Annotated in this window: 10 protein-coding genes; 8 read left to right on the forward strand and 2 right to left on the reverse strand. The window is 41.6% G+C overall.

Annotated elements, in window-relative coordinates; translation table 11 throughout:
• Positions 1–8: 8 nt before the first annotated feature.
• From RB604_RS13815 to RB604_RS13850, 8 genes are all read left to right on the forward strand, one after another.
• Positions 9–2,639, forward strand: coding sequence for a zinc-dependent metalloprotease (locus RB604_RS13815; RefSeq protein ID WP_055294558.1), 2,631 nt, complete (start codon positions 9–11; stop codon positions 2,637–2,639).
• A gap of 123 nt (positions 2,640–2,762) precedes the next feature.
• Positions 2,763–6,038, forward strand: a complete 3,276-nt coding sequence (locus RB604_RS13820) for a SusC/RagA family TonB-linked outer membrane protein (RefSeq protein WP_005932538.1) — start codon at positions 2,763–2,765, stop codon at positions 6,036–6,038.
• Between the two features lie 6 nt (positions 6,039–6,044).
• Complete coding sequence (locus tag RB604_RS13825) at positions 6,045–7,391, forward strand: RagB/SusD family nutrient uptake outer membrane protein (protein WP_055294560.1); 1,347 nt, start codon at positions 6,045–6,047, stop codon at positions 7,389–7,391.
• Between the two features lie 101 nt (positions 7,392–7,492).
• Positions 7,493–9,214, forward strand: coding sequence for a T9SS type A sorting domain-containing protein (locus RB604_RS13830; protein WP_055294562.1), 1,722 nt, complete (start codon positions 7,493–7,495; stop codon positions 9,212–9,214).
• A gap of 206 nt (positions 9,215–9,420) precedes the next feature.
• A complete protein-coding gene (locus tag RB604_RS13835; RefSeq protein WP_055294564.1) occupies positions 9,421–10,389 on the forward strand; it encodes an alpha/beta hydrolase in 969 nt (322 codons plus the stop codon).
• A gap of 5 nt (positions 10,390–10,394) precedes the next feature.
• Positions 10,395–10,679: a DUF2089 family protein gene (locus tag RB604_RS13840; protein WP_021937020.1), complete on the forward strand. Its 285-nt coding sequence runs from the start codon at positions 10,395–10,397 to the stop codon at positions 10,677–10,679.
• On the forward strand, positions 10,676–11,266 hold the full coding sequence (locus tag RB604_RS13845) for a YIP1 family protein (RefSeq protein WP_055294565.1): 591 nt from the start codon (positions 10,676–10,678) through the stop codon (positions 11,264–11,266). Before RB604_RS13840 ends, RB604_RS13845 begins: the two co-directional genes overlap by 4 nt.
• 138 nt (positions 11,267–11,404) lie before the next feature.
• Positions 11,405–15,412: a DEAD/DEAH box helicase gene (locus RB604_RS13850; RefSeq protein WP_055294567.1), complete on the forward strand. Its 4,008-nt coding sequence runs from the start codon at positions 11,405–11,407 to the stop codon at positions 15,410–15,412.
• 290 nt (positions 15,413–15,702) lie between these two features.
• Here RB604_RS13850 and RB604_RS13855 read toward each other — a convergent pair whose 3' ends face one another.
• Both RB604_RS13855 and RB604_RS13860 read right to left on the reverse strand, forming a co-directional pair.
• A complete protein-coding gene (locus RB604_RS13855) occupies positions 15,703–17,079 on the reverse strand; it encodes a VWA domain-containing protein (RefSeq protein WP_172680680.1) in 1,377 nt (458 codons plus the stop codon).
• Positions 17,054–18,631, reverse strand: coding sequence for an AAA family ATPase (locus tag RB604_RS13860; protein ID WP_055294571.1), 1,578 nt, complete (start codon positions 18,629–18,631; stop codon positions 17,054–17,056). Before RB604_RS13860 ends, RB604_RS13855 begins: the two co-directional genes overlap by 26 nt.
• Positions 18,632–19,422 lie beyond the last annotated feature (791 nt).

Below are 19,422 nucleotides of genomic sequence, written 5' to 3' on the forward strand. Positions count from 1 at the left end.
TTAACTTGATGAAACTGAAAACAAGCCTGCTAATTACGGTGGCCACAGGTACTTTCTTGTGTGCTTCTTCCGTTGTATCGTATGCCGGAACTTCTACCCCTGACACTATGGGATTGTTCCGCAAGAAGAAAAAAACAGAATCCAACGACAGTATTAAATCTAAAAATGAGTATGAAAAGCTGACCGGAGACGGTAGTATTGTTCGGCGTGGTATGTTTAATGTATACCAAAAGAAGAACGATTATTACTTTGAAGTACCATCGAATTTATTGGGAAGGGATCTGTTGGTTGTGAACAAATTGCAGCGTGTTCCCGTAGAACTGAACGAAGCGGGAGTCAATCGCGGAGTGAATTATGAAAATCAGATGGTGCGCTTTGAACTCGATAAGGCAACCAATAAATTGCTGATTCGTCAAAGTCGCGTATTGCCGCTTTCGCCTGCCGAAGATGCTATCAGTGAGTCGGTGCGTAACAACTATATCTCTCCGTTGATAGCCGGTTTTAAAGTAGAAGCGTATAATAACGACTCTACCGCGATGGTGATTAAAGTGAATGATATTTACGACGGGACGGAGACGAGTATCAATAATGTATTTACCAATATCAATCTCGGTACGTCTGCCATAAAGAACCTGTCTCGTATTCTTTCCATCAAATCGTTTGAAAATAACGTGGTGGCTACTTCCGAACTGACGACGAAAGTGACCGAAGGAACTACTTCCGTATATGTTACGGTAGAGGTGAGCTCTTCGCTGATGTTGCTTCCGGAAAAGCCGATGACAGGCCGTTTGGATAATGCCCGTGTCGGATATTTCACTAATCCGCTGTTGAGTTATAGCGATGGCCAGCAGAAGGTAGAAGAGAAGCAATTCATTACCCGTTGGCGTCTGGAACCGAAACCGGAAGACCGCGAACGTTATTTGCGTGGAGAGTTGGTAGAACCGGCCAAGCCGATCGTGTTCTATATCGAAAATTCTACTCCATATCGTTGGCGTAAATACATCAAGCAAGGTATAGAAGACTGGCAGGTTGCTTTCGAACGTGCGGGTTTTAAGAATGCTATTATTGCCAAAGAAGTGACGGACAGCATGATAATAGATATGGATGATGTGAATTATTCCGTACTTACTTATGCTGCTTCTACCAAAGCCAACGCTATGGGGCCTTCTATTCTCGATCCCCGTTCGGGCGAGATTCTTGAAGCCGATATCATGTGGTGGCACAACGTACTCGGTATGTTGCAAGAATGGATTACCGTGCAGACAGGCGCTATCCGTCCCGAAGCCCGTGGAGTAAAGATCTCTGATGAGTTGATGGGAGACGCCATGCGTTTTGTAGCATGCCATGAGGTAGGTCACTCTTTGGGATTACGCCACAACATGATGGGGTCATGGGCATTTCCTACGGATTCATTGCGTTCCAAGACATTCACCGACCGTATGAATTCTACTTCTTCCTCTATCATGGATTATGCCCGTTTCAACTATGTGGCTCAACCGGGTGACGGAGTAACCGCACTTTCACCGCATATCGGTCCTTATGATCTGTTTGCCATTGAATATGGATACCGTTGGTATGGTAAGGAGACACCGGAAGCGGAAAAGGATTTGCTTTATGATTTCCTGAGCCGTCATACGGACCGTCTTTATAAATATAGTGAAGCACAGGATGTGCGCGATGCCGTAGACCCGCGTGCACAGAATGAGGATCTGGGAGATGATGCCATACGTTCCTCTCAATTGGGTATTGCAAATCTGAAGCGTGTGGTTCCTGAAATAATAAAGTGGACTACGACCGGTGAGAAGGGGCAGACGTATAAAGAGGCTTCCCGTCTGTATTACGCTGTTATCAATCAGTGGAACAACTATCTTTATCATGTAATGGCCAATATCGGTGGCATTTATCTTGAGAATACGATTGTTGGTGACGGACAGAAAACGTATACGTTCGTAGAAAAAGAGAAGCAACAGGCCGCATTGAAATTCCTGCTGGATGAAGTGTTGACTTATCCGAAATGGCTGTTCGATGCTGAGGTGGGAGAGTATACTTATCTGCTTCGCAATACTCCGATGGGAGTCGTTGAAAATGCGCCTACACAAGTTCTGAAAAATGCGCAATCTTATATCCTTTGGGATTTGCTGTCGAATACGCGTCTGATGCGCATGCTCGAAAACGAATCGGTAAATGGAAAGAAAGCTTTCACGGCCGTAGAACTGATGGACGGTTTACACCGTACTATTTTTGCTACGACCGAGCGTGGGGCGATTCCCGATGTAATGACACGTGCCTTGCAAAAGAATTTCTTGGATGCTTTGATTACGGCTGCCGCCGAGAATGAAAGTGTGAAATTCAGTAAGAAGTTGATGAACGACCATTTCCTGCTGGATCATCAGCAGGCTGTTTGCAGTTGCGATGAATACGCCCATCGTTCATTGGATGCCGACCGCATGGGAGCACGTCGTGAGGTGAATTTCTATGGCTCGCAGATAAACCGCGTATCGGATGCGATTTCTGTGAAGCGTGGCGAGTTGCTTCGTATCAAAGACTTGCTTCAAAGCCGTTTGGGAACATCGGATGTAGCTACGAAGTATCATTATAAAGACATGATCCTGCGCATCAATACTGCGTTGGGAATCTAAATTGGAAATTAGAATATAGGAGTTGGAAGTTAGAATCCATTCGGGGCGGGAGCAGAACCATGCTGATATGCTGCATAGATTCTAACTACTAACTACTGACTACTAACTACTTATATTGTATTAATGAAAAGAACAATCAGTTATTTACTATTTTCTCTTTGCTGTGTCATCGCCTTTGGAACAAGTGCGGCAGAAAGAAAAATTACAGGTGTAGTTATCGCCGGTGATTACAAAGAGCCCTTAATCGGTGCCTCTGTGTTTGTGTCATCCGAAAACTTAAAGAAAGCGGGCAGCAGCCAGACTTCCTTGGGGGTGATAACGGACATGGATGGAAAGTTTACTATTAATGTGCCGGAAGGTGTGACCAGCCTTCAGTGCAGTTATGTGGGATATGAATCGCAAACAATACATCTGGCAGCCGGAAAAAACAGTTATGAGGTTGTACTGCAACCGTCGGCACATATGCTTGATGCGGTTGTTGTAACGGGATACCAGACTATCGAACGTCGTAAACTGACGGCGGCAGTTACCAAGCTTGATATTACCGATGACAAGATCGGTTCGGTCATGAGTATCGACCAGGCACTTTCCGGACAGGTAGCGGGGTTGTCCTCTATCGCTTCTTCGGGTGCTCCCGGTGCCGCTCCTAAGATTCGTATTCGTGGTACTGCTTCTTTGAACGGTACACAAGATCCTCTTTGGGTGCTCGATGGGGTGCCGATGACAGGAACGGAGATTCCGACTATGGAAGACTTGAAAGATATCGACAACATCTATCAGTCGGCTATTGCCGGTTTGAATCCTGCCGATATCGAAAGTATCACTGTTTTGAAAGATGCTGCTGCTACGGCTATTTATGGAGCACGTGCGGCAAATGGTGTCATCGTGATTACCACTAAAAACGGTAGGGCAGGGAAACCACAGATTACTTTCTCTACCAAGTTGTCTTATTCTCCTAAGTTTGATATCGATCGTTTGAATTTGCTGACTTCGGATGAAAAGGTGAACTTGGAACTTGATTTGTTGCAAAGTGACTATACGTATCGTGAAAATAAAGGAGAAGTAGCCCGTATCATTTCCCGTTATGGATTGACAAATGCCTATAAGAACGGGGGATGGAGTGCACTGTCAACGCAAGCCCAGAATGAGATTACCAATTTGCGTTCGATAAATACGGATTGGAATGATATTCTATTCCGTGGTACTTTCAATCAGGAATATAATGTCAGTCTTTCCGGTGGTTCTGAAAAGGCTACTTATTATACTTCTTTGGGATATTATGATGAGAAAGGTAATGTGAAAGGTGTGGAAGCCGATCGTCTGAATATGGTTTTAAAGACTTCTTATAAAGTCAATAAGATGTTGAAAGTCGGTGCGTCCTTATTTGCTAATCGCAGAACTAACAAATCCAATCTTACAGACTCGGATGGTTTCTCCAATCCGGTGTATTATTCACGTAGGGCAAATCCTTATCAAACGCCTTTTGATGAAGATGGCAATTACGTTTATGACATCGATATTCAAGGAAAAGGGGATTCGGATTTGAAGTTCAATGTATTCGAAGAACGGAATAATACTTCGTATGAACAGACCACTAATGCCTTATCGGCTATTTTCGATGTAGAACTTCGGTTTAATGATAAGTTTAAAGCTACATCACAAGTTGGTCTGCAATTGGATGCCGTATCTAAGGAATCGATTGCCGATCACGATACTTATGCAATGCGTAAGGATAAAGAACGTACAACGATGTCTTCTCTCAACAACCAGTCTTTCTTGCCGGACGGGGGGAAGCATACGGAAACGGCAAGCAGCAATTCTCAGGTGAACTGGAAGAGTCAGGCCGAATATCGTGATTCTTATAATGACATTCATGAATTTGAAATGATGGTCGGAACGGAAATCAGGAAAACCTGGTATAGTTCTTTGACGAGTACAGGTTATGGCTATGACCGTAAGACTTTGACCACTAAGCCTGTGATATTTCCGAATGAATCTTGGGCACGTTCGTATCCGTTGCACACTAAGACCTATCAGGAAAATGCGTATGCTTCTTTCTTTTCAACGGCTTCTTACTCCTTACTTCAACGCTATACAGTAGGAGGAAGTGTTCGTTTTGATGGTTCTGACATATTCGGGGTTTCTAAGAAATATCGCTTTCTGCCGTTGTATTCGTTCAGTGGACTTTGGAGAATCAACAATGAACCGTTTATGAAAGACTTTAAGAAGATCGATAATCTGGTCATTAGAGCTTCTTATGGTGTGCAGGGAAATATTGATAAGAGTACTTCGTCATATGTAATGGGAAATTATAATAATGTCAGCATATTACCGGATGTGACAGAAGAGATGATCGTATTGGGAACTCCGCCCAACAAACGTTTACGTTGGGAAAAGACAAAAACAATGAACTTCGGGACGGACATCGCTCTATTCAACAATGCACTGAATATTACGGTAGATTATTATCGTCGTAAAGGTACAGATTTGATTGCTTTGCAAATGTTGCCGCTTGAAACCGGCTTTATGTCGACTTATGTCAACTGGGCAAGTATGCGTAATGACGGTTTTGAAGTGGCATTAACCACCCGTAATATAAATCGCAACGGTTTTACCTGGTTTACAAATTTCAATTTGGGATATAATCAGAATAAAGTTTTGCGTGAAACAGTACCATCCAATCAGACGACACCCGGACGTGAAGGTTATCCGGTAGGGGCACTCTTTGCTTATAAATCGGCAGGATTGGACGATGAAGGATATCCTTTGTTTTATAATAAGGAGGGTGAAAAAGTAACTGCGGTAGAACTGTTGAAGTTGAATAGTGCAGGAGCCAGCACCTTGTCTGCCGAAGAACAACGTAATTTGTATTCATATATCGGTTCGAGTGATCCTCTGTTCTCGGGAGGTTTTGTGAATACGTTCAATATCAAAAGGTTTGAAGTGGTTGTCAATTTTATATTTAACTTGAAAATGTATTCAAGAGTAGCTCCGTCCTATACGCTGACGAGCTTTGACCGGGGAATGAATACAAATCGGGATATATTGAACAGATGGACACCTACAAATACCAATACGGATTTTCCGGCATTATTGTCTGATACAAAGCGTACGGCGGAATATTCACATTATGATATATTTTCCACTTATCAGATGATGGATACGTGGGTGAAGCGTTCGGATCATGTGAGGTTACAAAATATCCGGGTTGGTTATAAGCTTCCCGAAACACTTATGCATACATTGGGTATCCGTTCGGCTACCGTTGCTCTCGAAGGTCGCAACCTGTTTGTTTTCGGTGCTAATTATAAGAATTTCTTGGATCCCGAAACCATGAGTAATCAGTTTGCACAACCTATACCTAAGTCGTTTACTTTCAGTCTTAACATGAATTTTTAACAGATTATGAAGATACTAAAGAATATAAAACTACTGTGTGCCTTGCTTTGTATAGCGGCTTTATACAGTTGTGACAAATATCTGGATATACAACCGGTAGGAAAGGTGATTCCCCGTACCGCTGCAGAATTCAGGGCATTATTGACTCAGGCATATAGTTATGTACCAAGTGACAGAGGATTAGCTACCTTTCGTTCGGACGAGATGATAATGGATGGAACTCTTGCTGCCGAAGATTTGAATTCTTACAAGGATATATGGATATGGAATGATGTGAGTCCGTCGGAAAATACGACGGCATTCAGTTGGCGTTCGTTCTATCATACATCGTTTATCGCCAATTATGTCATTGAATCAAAAGAGATGATTGAGGAAGGGACTGTTGACGAGGTGAACCAGATGGTTGGCGAGTCTTATATGCTTCGTGCCTATATGCACTTTTTGTTAGTCAATTTGTTTGGTGAAGCTTACACGAATTGTGATCCCGCTACTACAAAAGCTATTCCGTTGAAATTGAATAGTGATACGGAGGTTACCTTGTCCCGTAATACGGTTGCCGAGGTGTATAATTCTATTTTATCAGATCTTGCAGAGGCAGAAAAATATCTGAATGTAGATCAATGGGATTTGGGATATAACTATCGTTTCAATACCTTAAGTGTCAATGCATTTCGCTCTCGTGTGTACTTGTATATGGGTGAATGGGCAAAGTCTCTCGAAGCATCACAGGCAGTTTTGCAGGTGAATGACCAATTGGTGGATATGTCTTCTTCTACCGTATTGCCGAATGAATATAATTCTCCGGAGAATATTCTGGCATTGGAACAGGTGATGACTGCTCAATACGTACGTGCTGCGAAAGTGAATACTACTTTATGGAAAATGTATACTTCGAGCGATTTGCGCAGATCGAAATATTTTAATCAAGTAACCGTTTCCAATATTTTGGTTGCTAAAGGCGGAAGCAATCAGTATTCCTGTTCTTTCAGAGTTGGAGAAATTTATCTGAATGCTGCCGAAGCTGCATTAATGACGGGAGAGTCTGCTATACCTGCGGCACGGACTTATCTGTTGACGTTAATCAAACAACGTTATAAAGCTGCTGCTTATACAGAGAAGGAGACGGCAATTAATGCAATGGGGCGTGATGAATTATTGCAGGAAATATACGACGAGCGTACTCGTGAATTAGCTTTTGAAGGACATCGTTGGTTTGATTTACGACGGACAACCCGTCCTCGTCTGGAAAAAACGTACAGTGGGACAACCTATGTTCTGGAAGAAAACGATTCCCGTTACACAATTCGTATTCCCAGTGAAGCAATAGAAGCGAATCCGGGGCTGGCAAACTAAAAGAAAACATTTTTGTTGTGATTGAGACGACTTGGTTCTCAATCATAACAAAGATGGCTCTATGTATTTATCTATATGTTTAATTATTAAAAGATTGTTTTATGAAAAAAGTATTACTGCTTGCTTTTTGTGCTGCGGCTATGCTGACAGTACAAGCTCAGCCGACTGTAACTAACAGTTGGACGAAATCTCAGACAGATATTCTCTCTGTTGCAAATGTAAATAATAGTAATCCTGTGGCTGTTTCTGCACAGGGAGATATGTATGCAACCGGTCTTTTTACCGAGAGTTTTACTTTTGGCGGTAAAGAGATAGAAGCAGTTGCTACCAGTTCATATTTATTAAAATATGGTACTGATGGTGCTGAAAAATGGGGAGTTGCTCTTACAGGTGCTGCAACAATAAAGACGATAACCACTGACGGTGCCGGGAATGTATATATTGCCGGAAACTTTGCAGATGAATTGACATTCGGCAGTACGGATGGTAATACCCAAGTGAAAGAGGGCATTAAAATGGATGGTACTCCTATTGCTGATCAAGCTGCCGGTTTTGTAGCCAAGTATGATGTTAATGGTGTATTAAAGGCTGTACAGAGTTTTGTGTCTAAACCTTTGCCGGAATTGGAGGCTACTGGTATATATTTCCCAGAGGCAGGCGATTATCGTTTTGATATAAATAATATTGCGTATAGTGATGGAAAATTGTATGCTTCGGCTTCTTATAAAGGACTGACAGAGAATAATGGTTTCTCTTTTAAAGGTGGTTATTTTGATCTTGACGGAGGGGGATTTTGGTATGGTGATTTAGTTTCCGGTGCTGTCTTTTCTTTGAATGATCAGTTAGAGGTTGACGGAATTTTAGCTAATATGGGTGTAACAGGTGGAAAAAGTACAGATCTATCTTCTGTACAATCTGTTTCGTTCGCAGTTGCTGAGGGAAAATTATATTCCGGTTTTGTAGCTTCAGGTAAGCAAACATTGACTATTGGTTCTAAGGAACAAGCATTCGATCTATCTCAAGAAAATGGTGTAACTGAATATGGACATATTTTGTCTATTATTGATTTAGCTGATGGTAGTTCTTCATTGACTAAAAAATACTCCACGACTCATGATGCCTATGGTAACTATTGTTTTATTAAATCAATGCTTGTAAAAGGTGATGTTTTGTTGCTTGGTGGTACGTTTAATGCTAAATTGGCTTTTGACCAAAATATAGATGCTGTTTCTACTAATGATTTATATGTTGCTGTTTTAAACAAAAATACTTTGGATGTGAACAATGCCGTAGCTTCAAAAGTCAATGAAGGTGATGCGAATTCAAAGAAAGAAGAATTTGGTGGAATGACAGTTTGTGGTGATTATGTTTATATGATAGGACATACTGCTGTTATTGCTTCTCATGCAGTTGAAACTCCTCTTACTTTCTGGATCGATACTACTAACGGAACAATGACTCAAGCTAACCCTGCAAATCTTGCTACAGGTGTAGCAGCTTCCGGTACAAAACTGGCTATTGCTCAAACTCAGGTTGCTGATCAAAAGCTTGAGAATATCTTCTCATTAAATGAAGTTAGCAATGCTACAGGTATTTCTTCTACTGAGCAGGGAGCTGGCGTGTCTGTTTATCCTAATCCGGTAGTGGATGTATTGAATTTCACAACTCCTTGTGATGTTGTTATCATCAACTTAATGGGAGTAACAGTTAAGCAGGCTGAAAATGTTTCGAGTTTGCCTGTTTCTGATTTGATAAGTGGGCAATATATTATCAAGCTTACTACAGAAGATGGTACAAGTACTGCTAAGGTAATTAAGAAGTAGAGTATTATTATTGTTGGTATAAAATCAATGAAAGGGTCTCCTTAATTAAATAAGGCGGCCCTTTTTTATTTCTCTCATTCCTGTGTTATATTGTATGTTTCTTGAATAAAATTAAAGAAATGATTAATATTATTCAATAAATAGTTTAATTATTTAAATAGTATATCTACATTTGCAGATGTAAATCAATATAAAATTTCAATCATATGAAACATGTAAGCTTGACTTTCGGTATTTTGTTTTCTGTTTGCTGTCTTTTTTGTCAGGCACAATTGATGCCATTGAATGTAGAATCGGTGACCTTGAATACCGAAGACGGGGTGATCAAAGGTAAATTGATTCTTCCCAGTACAGAAAGAAACTGTCCGATAGTGTTGCTTATTGCAGGATCCGGACCGACGGATATGGATGGTAATTCTCCTCTTCTTCACGGAAAGAATAATTCATTGAAGTATTTAGCGGAAGGATTGGCTGAAAATGGCATTGCTTCACTTCGTTTTGATAAGCGGGGCATAGCAACCAGTGCAGCAGCCGGAAAAGAGGAATCCCTACTGCGTTTTGAAGATTATGTAAATGACGTGAAAGGTTGGTTGAATTTTTTAGCTAACGACAAACGGTTTACCGGTATCACGGTGATAGGGCATAGTGAGGGGGCATTGATCGGTATGTTGGCTTGCCGGAATCAGCCAAAGGTGAAAGCATTTGTCTCATTGGCCGGAGCAGGTCGTCCGGCATATGAAATTATAGAAGAACAAGTATCCGCACAGCCGGAAATGATCCGGAGAGAGGTGTCTGCCATTAACGAATCTCTTAAAAAAGGGGAACAGGTAGAACAGGTTCCTATGTACTTGCAGTCCTTATACCGTTCTTCGGTTCAACCCTATCTGATCTCATGGTATAAGTATGATCCTCAAGAGGTCATTGCGACTCTGAAAATACCGGTATTAATAGTTCAAGGTAAACGTGATATTCAAATTAGCACACAAGATGCCGAATTGTTGAAGAAAGCTAAACCTGCTGCCGGATTGCTCTTCATCGACTCCATGAATCATGTTCTGAAAGATTGTGATACGATGGATCCGCAGAAGCAGTCAGTCGCTTATTCTGATTCCTCTCTACCGGTGAATACTACCTTGATCTTTTCGTTGAGCACTTTTATAAACAAGCATAAATAATCGATATGAATGAATTGAAAAAACGTTTGCCACTGCAATGTCCTGCATGTGAGTCTCCATTGAGAGTAGGGCGTATGTTTTGCGGAGAATGCGGTACCGAAGTTTGCGGTGATTTTGAATTGCCTTTGTTGGCCCGTTTGTCAGAGAAAGAACAGCAGTTTATTCTTGCTTTTGTAAAGTCGAGCGGTAGCTTAAAAGACATGGCGAAAAGTATGGGAATAAGCTATCCTACCGTTCGGAATGTTTTGGATGATTTGATTGAGAAACTTATTAAAATGGAAGAAAAATGAAAAATCAGAAGATTGAAAAAGTGGTAAATCCGTTTATTCGGATTGCAGGGACACAGGCATTACTATGGGGAGCATTAGGTTTGGTTGTCTCTACCTTGCTGAGTTGGTTATCCGGTTATCATTATCATGGATTATTACACTTCGGACCTGCTCCCAATCCCGCTTGGTGGTGTTATTGGGCAGAGCATCTGATGGTGTGGTTAGTTCCGGCAACCCTGTTTTATATAGGTGGAAAGATATTTTCCCATTCCAAAATCCGTATGGTAGATGTTTACGGAACTGTCCTGTTCGCTCAATTACCGATGATCGGAATGAATCTGATCTATTTATTACCCCCTATGCAAGCGATCGCACAAGTAGATTCTACAATGGCACCTACTGAGATACTGGCTATTCCTAATCTGCATTGGGCTATTTTCTTGTCATTACTCGGTTTTCCGTTTATAATATTTTCTCTTATCTGGATGTTTCAGGCTCTCAAAGTATCCTGTAATTTGAAACAGTCCCGGCTTTGGATTATTGCTCTTGTCGGAATCATTGGAGGAGATATACTTTGTCGATTTTCAATCAATCTGTTTTACTCATAACCTGTTTGATTTTGAATAGCCTGTTATGATCTTTTTTAGACTTATTTGTGTTTCAAATAATAAAAAATAGATTACGTTGCTCTCTTACTAAATGTTTTTTGTTACTTTGTTGACAATTTCACAAAGAAAACATAAAACATGGATTATAAAAAGTATGAAGCTCTCGATAAAAGCCGGCAAAAGCTACTTTGTTTTTGTGCTTTTATAGGTGGAAACATTGAACCTCAATCACTCAAAGAATATGCAAAAATTTCTTCTGTTGCATTAACAAAAGTCACCTCTTATGTCAAGGAATTGACTAACGGGAGTTTTTTGCAGTCTGAAGGATTCGACTGGCGCTCTCACGACTACATTTACCAAATCACTCCGGCACATTATTACCGGGTATTACATTTCCTGTTTGTCAGTCGTGCGGAGTGGTTGGTCCTGTTCGAATCATTAAACATTGAGCGTTCTGCTTGTTTTTCCACCCTGTATGATGGTCTGAAAAAGAGTATTCGGAAAGAGGATATCAATATTCCTTCTTTCTATTTTACCGGCAACATGATACCTTATTTTATTCCGGTGGGAATGGAACCGGATTTCACACCTCTTATACGATGCTTTCCTGCACAGACTTTTGCCGGATTTTTTGAAGCAATGGTCGTTTATTTGCAAGAATATGATATTCTCGATACGAATGATAAACTTCCCCAACTGTTGGAGGAAAGAAAAGATTTGTCGGATAGCTGCCGGAAAGAATTGACTGAAATGTTGGCGCTTTACAGGTATTTTTCGCATGGAGAATACAAGGCACATAAAACAGGGATTCCAAAAACATTATATGCATTGTTGCTTGAAGGAATTCATGCCGTTAATTGGGGGGAATACGGCAGAGCACTGGTATATTTAGGGGCAGCTGTGAAACTGCGTAATAAAAAGTCGCTTCATAAGAACCTTTTTATGAATTTCCTGAACTGCTTTTATCTGATTATGGCCTATGTGCGTGAAGGGTCGGAGGAGAGTCAAAACAAACTTCGGCAGTTTATACGGAAAAAAGTGGTAATGGAAGAGTTGTGTCTTTTGCCTGCCCGGATAATAGCCGAATGTTGCACCAGTAGAGACCGGGAAGTGCCTATTTATATGATAGACTGGTTGTTACATACTCAGCAGAGGGGGTATTATCACAAGATATCTTATCGGTATTTAGGATTTCTTTTTGCAAAATACTTTAATCCGGAATATTATAAAAGTCTGGATCCGGCAGAATTTATCCCTCACCAGCTTATTTTTAAGCATGAACTTTCTGCTTACATTCCTCTGTCAGAGGAGTGCAAGCGTACGTTGAATGCTGTGTACGGTACGCGACCTGTGCTTTCTTCCATCCGGTTGGCGCAAAAGTGGGAATTGGTCATGACAGAACTGCTGCAAGAGATGGATAATGATGGAGTCAAACTTCCGGAGAAACAGGTACGTGTAATGTATCTGATACGGGGATCTGGAGGAGAGATAGATGTTCGTGAACAGTTGCGCTTAAATTCCGGAAAGTGGGGAAGTGGAAAGGCGGTGTCGTGGAATCGTTATATAACCGGTGGGCTCGACTGTATGGATGAAACGGACAAAATCATTCTGGAAAAATGCCGGAATAGAGGAGGGTATGCCTTGTCTATAGCAGATGCTTTGGAGAATCTGATCGGGAGCGACCGGATTTATACCGGATGGCACGCTCCTTTCGAACAGGTAAAAGTGACGGAGGAAAAACCTTACTTGATTGTGGAAAAAAAAGAGAACGGATTTGTATTGTCGTCTAATGTTCCTAAAACGGACTTGACAACTTCCAACCCTGTTATCATCCAAAAAAACGCAACGCATTACGCTGTGATACCGATGACCGTTCAGCAACGGAGGTTTTATGACCGCTTGTTGTCATTGCAGTCTTTTCCATTGGAGTCGGAAAATCTTCTGAAAGCTTTCTTTCCGAAAATCAGCCGTCTGGTAGAAGTGCATTCTTCGCTCATCGATGGCGGTTCCACACTCGATACGATCGTAGGAGAGGTGGAAATAGGTTTGCAGATACACCCTCACGGCAATTGTTTTAACGTATATTTCTTTGCCAAACCATTACCCGGAGGAAAAGGTTTGTTCGAACCCGGTAAGGGATTGGCCGTTGTGGTGGATGAGAAAGAGGGAATACGTTATCAGGTCAGACGCAAGCTCTCGAAAGAGCGGGAAGCTTACGAAGCTTTGACGGGTTTTATTGAAGATTCCATGAATAAGTCGATAACTGATAATAATGTGGTGTTGTATCCCGACGAGTTGCTCTCATTGCTTGATTATGTACAGCAATCGCCCGAGAGCTATTTTGTAGAATGGCCCGAAGGAGAGACAATACGGCTTAAAACTTCTCCTGCTTCTACCGGATGGAACATCCATCTTAATTCAGTAGGAAACTGGTTCGAAATAGAAGGGAATGTTCGTATCGATGATCAAACAGTGATGACGATGGCGGAGTTCCTTGAATTGTTGGGGCATAGTAAGAGCAAATATATCCGTCTCAATGCTACGGATTACCTGCGCTTGAGCGATGCGATCCGTAAGCAATTGCAACGGCTTGAATCGGTAGCGGTGAAAGAACATGGGAAGATGCAAGTGTCGGCCTTTCATGCCGGTTTGTTGGACGAGATCCGGAACGGAGAGTTGAAAATCGGGTATGATGAAGCATTGGAAAACTTATGGAAAAGGATGGAGGCCAGCAAAGAGTTGGTTCCTGTCATACCTGCCACTTTACAGGCTACCTTACGCGATTATCAGATAGACGGTTTCCGCTGGATAGCCCGTCTCAACAATTGGGGGGCCGGTGCCTGTCTGGCAGATGATATGGGGTTGGGTAAAACAGTTCAGACTATTGCGTATCTTTTATATAAGGCGGCAGAGGGTGCTTCTCTGATTGTAGCTCCGGCTTCTGTCATTCCTAATTGGTACAAGGAGTTGAGGAAATTTGCTCCTACATTAAAGGCAGTGGTGTTGAATGAAGCTGACGAACGGTCTGTGGTGCTCGAAGCTTCTGGGGCGTATGACGTGATTCTCTCTACTTATGGCTTGTTAGTGACCGAAATGGAAGCTTTGACCGCAAAAGAATGGAACATAGTGTGTCTGGACGAAGCGCATACGATCAAAAACCGTGATACAAAGACTTCCTGTGTGGCAATGCGTTTGCAGGCAGCTAATCGTTTGCTTCTTACGGGTACTCCCATACAAAATCATCTGGGTGAGTTATGGAATCTGTTCCGGTTTATAAATCCGGGCCTGTTAGGAAACTACGATCTGTTTCATCGTAAATATATTGTTCCCATCGAACAAGAGGGAGACAAGGCGCGACAGTTGCAATTGAAGCGCATCGTCCATCCTTTTATGTTGAGACGTACAAAAGCGGAGGTAGTTGAGGAGTTGCCCGACAAGATGGAAATCGTGTTACCGGTGGAATTGTCTGAAGACGAAATGGGCATTTATGAAGCAATTCGACGGAAAGCCGAGTCTATGCTGGAACAAAGCGGCACTGTCAGCATGAATGCATTGGCCGAGATTACCCGTTTGCGTCAGGCAGCTTGTAGTGCTGCCTTAATCGAAAAGCAATGGAAAGGTGAGAATTCTAAAATCAGCCTGTTCCTTGACTTAGTAAATGAAATAAAAGAAGGCGGCAACCGGGTGCTGGTATTCAGCCAATTTACGTCATTTTTCCAGTTGATATGTCATGAACTCGATAAAGCAGGAGAGCAATATCTTTATCTGGACGGGAACGTTTCGTTGAAGCAAAGGGAACATCTGGTAGATGATTTCCAGCAGGGAAAATGCCCGTTATTCCTTATCAGCCTGAAAGCCGGAGGATTGGGATTGAACCTTACGGGAGCCAACTATGTCATTCATCTCGATCCTTGGTGGAATCCTGCCATCGAACAGCAAGCCACCGATCGCGCCTATCGGATCGGGCAACAACAGAATGTCACCGTGTACCATTTGATTGCGCAGCATACCATTGAAGAAAAAATCGTGCGTTTACATCAAACGAAACGTGATCTTGCCGATTCGTTGCTCGAGGGGACTGATATGAGCCATAAGCTTACCGGAAAGGATTTGCTTGACATTTTATCAAAAGACACTCTCTTTTAAAAGTTACTTCTTCTTAAAACAAGTATCGAACCATTGAAAGAAAAATAGTCTTTAATGAGAGAAAAACTATAACCACAAGTTCTGATTGTAAAACCAAAATTTTTGATTGTAAAACCAGAACTTGTAGTTATAAAACCAAAACTTGTGGTTGTAGATTATAAACGGGGGAATATAAGTTTTCTACCAGACAATAGGAAGTTTATACCGAATTATAAGAGACTTCTTTTCCAATGTTTTATCCGCAATTTTATTTCTTTCTATGCCACAGACATAAATCACGATATGGATTTCTATGTAGGAAGCATCCAATATCGTTCACAGATGTTCAAATAACTTGGTTGAGGTTCATCTCCCATACATAAGGCATATATTCTGGTTTGGTTCTCTTTTATCTTTTGGATTTCGGCAGATAGCTCTTTGTCTATCGGTGCCATCTCAAAGTCCGAAATCATCACAAAATCTGCTTCCCGGTATCCCTCTTTCTCAATCATGCGGGCGGTATGGGCAATGGCAGGAGCGATATCCGTGCCACTGTGAAAAGATTGGCACAGGAAATCTACCAACCGGTCGAAGCTGGTACCTAAGTCTGTGATCTCGATGCATTCCACATCGTCGGAAAAGATGATAATGTAGCATTTGCGATGTTGTTGTTCCGTCAGTTCGGCAATGGCAAGCAGGGCCGATTTGGCTAAATTTTCCCTTTTGCCGGACATTGAACCGGAAGTATCGATACACACAATGAAAGGTCCTTCGGCTTCCTCGGAAACCTGGTTGCCCGGTAGCCTTTTATCATTCATGGGTTGTCGTTCGCGTGATGCATAGTCTATCATCCGGAGTTTTTTTTCGGCATACCGTTCGAAGAATATCGGTTGCAAGGATTTCTCTGCCAGATAACAATATTCGATGGGAAGCAGGCTGTTGAGATCATTGCCTTCGCAGATGCCGGTGATATCACTTCGGGTAGAATGTGTTACGATTTCTTCTTTGCGAATGCCGGCAGTCATTTTAAAGCGTTTCTGTCTCCCTTGGCGTTGTTTTCCCAATATCTCTATCAATTCTTGTATGGCAGGCGTTTTCTTGATTGTTTCATCATATTCCAGAATCTGTTCGGCTATCTGCTTATGGTTTCTCAATAGCCATACCAAGCGGGAATCGCCGCGTATCGGAAGGTTTTTGGAGAGCGATATCTGTAACCGGTAGAACTCTTCGGACAGCCGGTTGATATGTTCCATTTGATAGTTGAATTCATTGTTGGATAACAATCGGTGCCATTTATCGAAGAAAAGCGTTCGTAATGCTTTCCATTCTTTCGAGCGTGGTTTGAGAGCCTGAAATCGTTCCAGATAGTATTTTACATTGAGGTCTACCATATTGTACCTCATAGAAAGCGGATAAGCACTGTTCTTCAGAAAATGCAGAAACTTTGTATCCGAAGCTTCGTCCGTTTCATGGAAGTACTCCCATTGGGCGGCATACCGCGAATAGAACTCTTGCAAGGAGGGAAGCGTATACCGGAAGTATTGCCGGATATCCATATCCAATTCTTCGGGTCTGATAATGAGATTGTGCAATTGTTCATCATACACCTTGTAGGCAATCTCTTGCAGGCGGTCATAGTACCTGTCTTGCAATTCCTTTAGTCTAATAGTCCCTGTTCTCTTGTTCATGGGCATGGGCGATGATACGCAACTCGTTCCGGTAACTCTCTATGATATGGGCTGTTCCGTTCAATATACGTTTCAGATCGGCTTTTTGCCTGGTGCTCAGAAACAGATGCTCTCTGGCATATCCGTTTTCCCGGTCGGAGAGTTTCTTGAATTCAGTTTCCATGTTCTGCAATAAGTCGATCACCTCTTGCAGGCGGAATTCAAACGGCGTGCTTGTCTCTTCGTTGGGTTCGGGCAATGATTCGCAATCTTTATAGCACAACAGAGGATACTCTTCGTTGTTGACGAATACGGACCGGTTTCCTTTTCGCAATGAATAGATGTCTTTCTGGGCAATGCTGCGGTTTTTTACGAAATCATATGTTTTCAGTATCTTGTTTACCGGGCGGAATTTATCCTGTTGGATGTAAAACAGCCGGTTACTGTCCTTTTTCAGATTCTGGTAGTCGGAAGCGAACATTAGCAGGTTACCGGCTATCCGGTATCCTTCGATACGGTGATAAAAAGTATCGACCACCTGAATGGCCGGGTCACTGATTTCCCGCAGGCTATGTTCGGCTTTCATATCTTCTTTCAAAGCATCGAGTTTCTGCTCCAATTGTTTTTCTCCCAACAGATATGTATTTATACTTTCGGTAATAGCCTGTTGCACGATATTCTCCACAATAGGGAGTTGGCTCACTTCATCCCATATACAATAAGGTATCAGCAGGCAATCGGCAAAGTTTACTGCCGGTGATTCGTTTAGGTAAGCCGAAGTACGCAACAGTCCTACGATCTTTTTCCAACGTCTGTCTGAGATGTAAATAGGAGGGAGGTTGGCATCCCGTTGCGTATTATATTGCTCTACTGTCCGCTTGATGGTATGCACCAGTTCGAAGAAAGTATAATGCAGGGTCACTGTCTCTGCCTCCGCCTGCATTTTGCAGTATTCTTCCTGTTCGATCGGCAGTTTCTCCGGTATATTCGGTTCTGTATCCTTTGTCGAAGCAATCATCCGGTCAAAAGCGAATTCCTGTTCGATACAGCCCACAAATTGCCGGATAAGGAAGCGGTCATAAAGTGCTTCCAGCCCTTCTCCCTTTGCCGGTAGTTCGTTAGAAGCCGCTATCAGTACTTTCAACGGGACTTTCACTGTAAACTGTCCGTTCCGGTATATCTTTTCATTGATTACTGTCAGCAGGGAGTTCTGTATGGCCGGGCCTGCTTTCCATATTTCATCCAGAAAAGCCACTGAAGCTGTGGGAAGATATCCTTCGGTAATCCGTTCATAGGTATCTTCATCTTTAAGTTTCGAGATCGATACCGGCCCGAAAATCTCATCCGGAGTACTGAAACGTGACATTAGGTATTCGAATGCATTGTTTTCTTTGAATGCATATTTCAGCCTTCGTGCTACTAAACTCTTGGCTACTCCCGGAGGACCTAACAGGAAAATACTTTCTCCGGCAATGGCCGCCAATAACGAAAGGGCTATGGTGTGTTCTTTCTCAAATACTCCCTCATTAAGAGCGTCGAGAAGTTTGTGGATACGTGGTTTGATCGAACTCATGTTTTTTCAATTTGAATGCAAAAATAAGAATAAACTCAGGATGAAAAAGAATAAAACCGGTAGTCTTTACAGAGAATTTATGTGTTTCCCATTTAACATTGTTAATTCCCGTTTTCTATTATTCTATTCTTTGTGGCAAGAATTATATTTTAAGGAGTTAAAAGATGCATTTCTTGAAGACAAAACATTAATTTTAACGTACAGTTAAAGTTAATGTTTTGTATGTAGGGTATAGATTCTATGAAATGGTTGATTTATAGTATTATATGACTTAAATCATGTATCATGTATATTCTTTCTACCGTTTTTTCTCGTTGATGGAATATGGTGTTAGTTGATATTTTATCAATTATCGAAACCTGATACTAATGCGATCTTTTTCTTGTTTTATTCATTTGTTTGAAGAATAGTCTTTTTATAATTATTGCAGAATATACACTAATATGATATGCTTGAGCGCACTTTTTGACTGTTTAAGTCTATTTTGCTTTTATCGTGTTTTGTTATGTTTTCTTTTTGTTATACTTTTATAGCGTTTTAATATTTGTGTCTGATTTTTGAATGGTAATAAATTAATTGTTCTTGTCTCTAAAATCGCCAAATTGAAGAGTACTGCACATGGACAATTTTTAGGCAGCATGAATTTTCATCTGCATGAATAATGAAAGATAATTTTCATGCTGCTTTTTTATTTTTTTAGATATAATGAGGATTTTATTTGTATAATTCTTTTTTTTATCTAATTTTGCGAGCATAGACAAGTTCGAAGGAATTTGTTTGAAATAAAAATA

Source organism: Bacteroides salyersiae (assembly GCF_031172035.1).
GTDB lineage: Bacteria > Bacteroidota > Bacteroidia > Bacteroidales > Bacteroidaceae > Bacteroides > Bacteroides salyersiae.

Bases quoted from the DNA above. Each gene is read 5' to 3' on its own strand.
- RB604_RS13820 (WP_005932538.1), top strand. From the start codon at position 2,763: ATGAAAAGAACAATCAGTTATTTACTATTTTCTCTTTGCTGTGTCATC.
- RB604_RS13860 (WP_055294571.1), bottom strand. From the start codon at position 18,631: ATGAGTTCGATCAAACCACGTATCCACAAACTTCTCGACGCTCTTAAT.
- RB604_RS13840 (WP_021937020.1), top strand. From the start codon at position 10,395: ATGAATGAATTGAAAAAACGTTTGCCACTGCAATGTCCTGCATGTGAG.
- RB604_RS13835 (WP_055294564.1), top strand. From the start codon at position 9,421: ATGAAACATGTAAGCTTGACTTTCGGTATTTTGTTTTCTGTTTGCTGT.
- RB604_RS13855 (WP_172680680.1), bottom strand. From the start codon at position 17,079: ATGAACAAGAGAACAGGGACTATTAGACTAAAGGAATTGCAAGACAGG.
- RB604_RS13830 (WP_055294562.1), top strand. From the start codon at position 7,493: ATGAAAAAAGTATTACTGCTTGCTTTTTGTGCTGCGGCTATGCTGACA.
- RB604_RS13845 (WP_055294565.1), top strand. From the start codon at position 10,676: ATGAAAAATCAGAAGATTGAAAAAGTGGTAAATCCGTTTATTCGGATT.
- RB604_RS13815 (WP_055294558.1), top strand. From the start codon at position 9: ATGAAACTGAAAACAAGCCTGCTAATTACGGTGGCCACAGGTACTTTC.
- RB604_RS13850 (WP_055294567.1), top strand. From the start codon at position 11,405: ATGGATTATAAAAAGTATGAAGCTCTCGATAAAAGCCGGCAAAAGCTA.
- RB604_RS13825 (WP_055294560.1), top strand. From the start codon at position 6,045: ATGAAGATACTAAAGAATATAAAACTACTGTGTGCCTTGCTTTGTATA.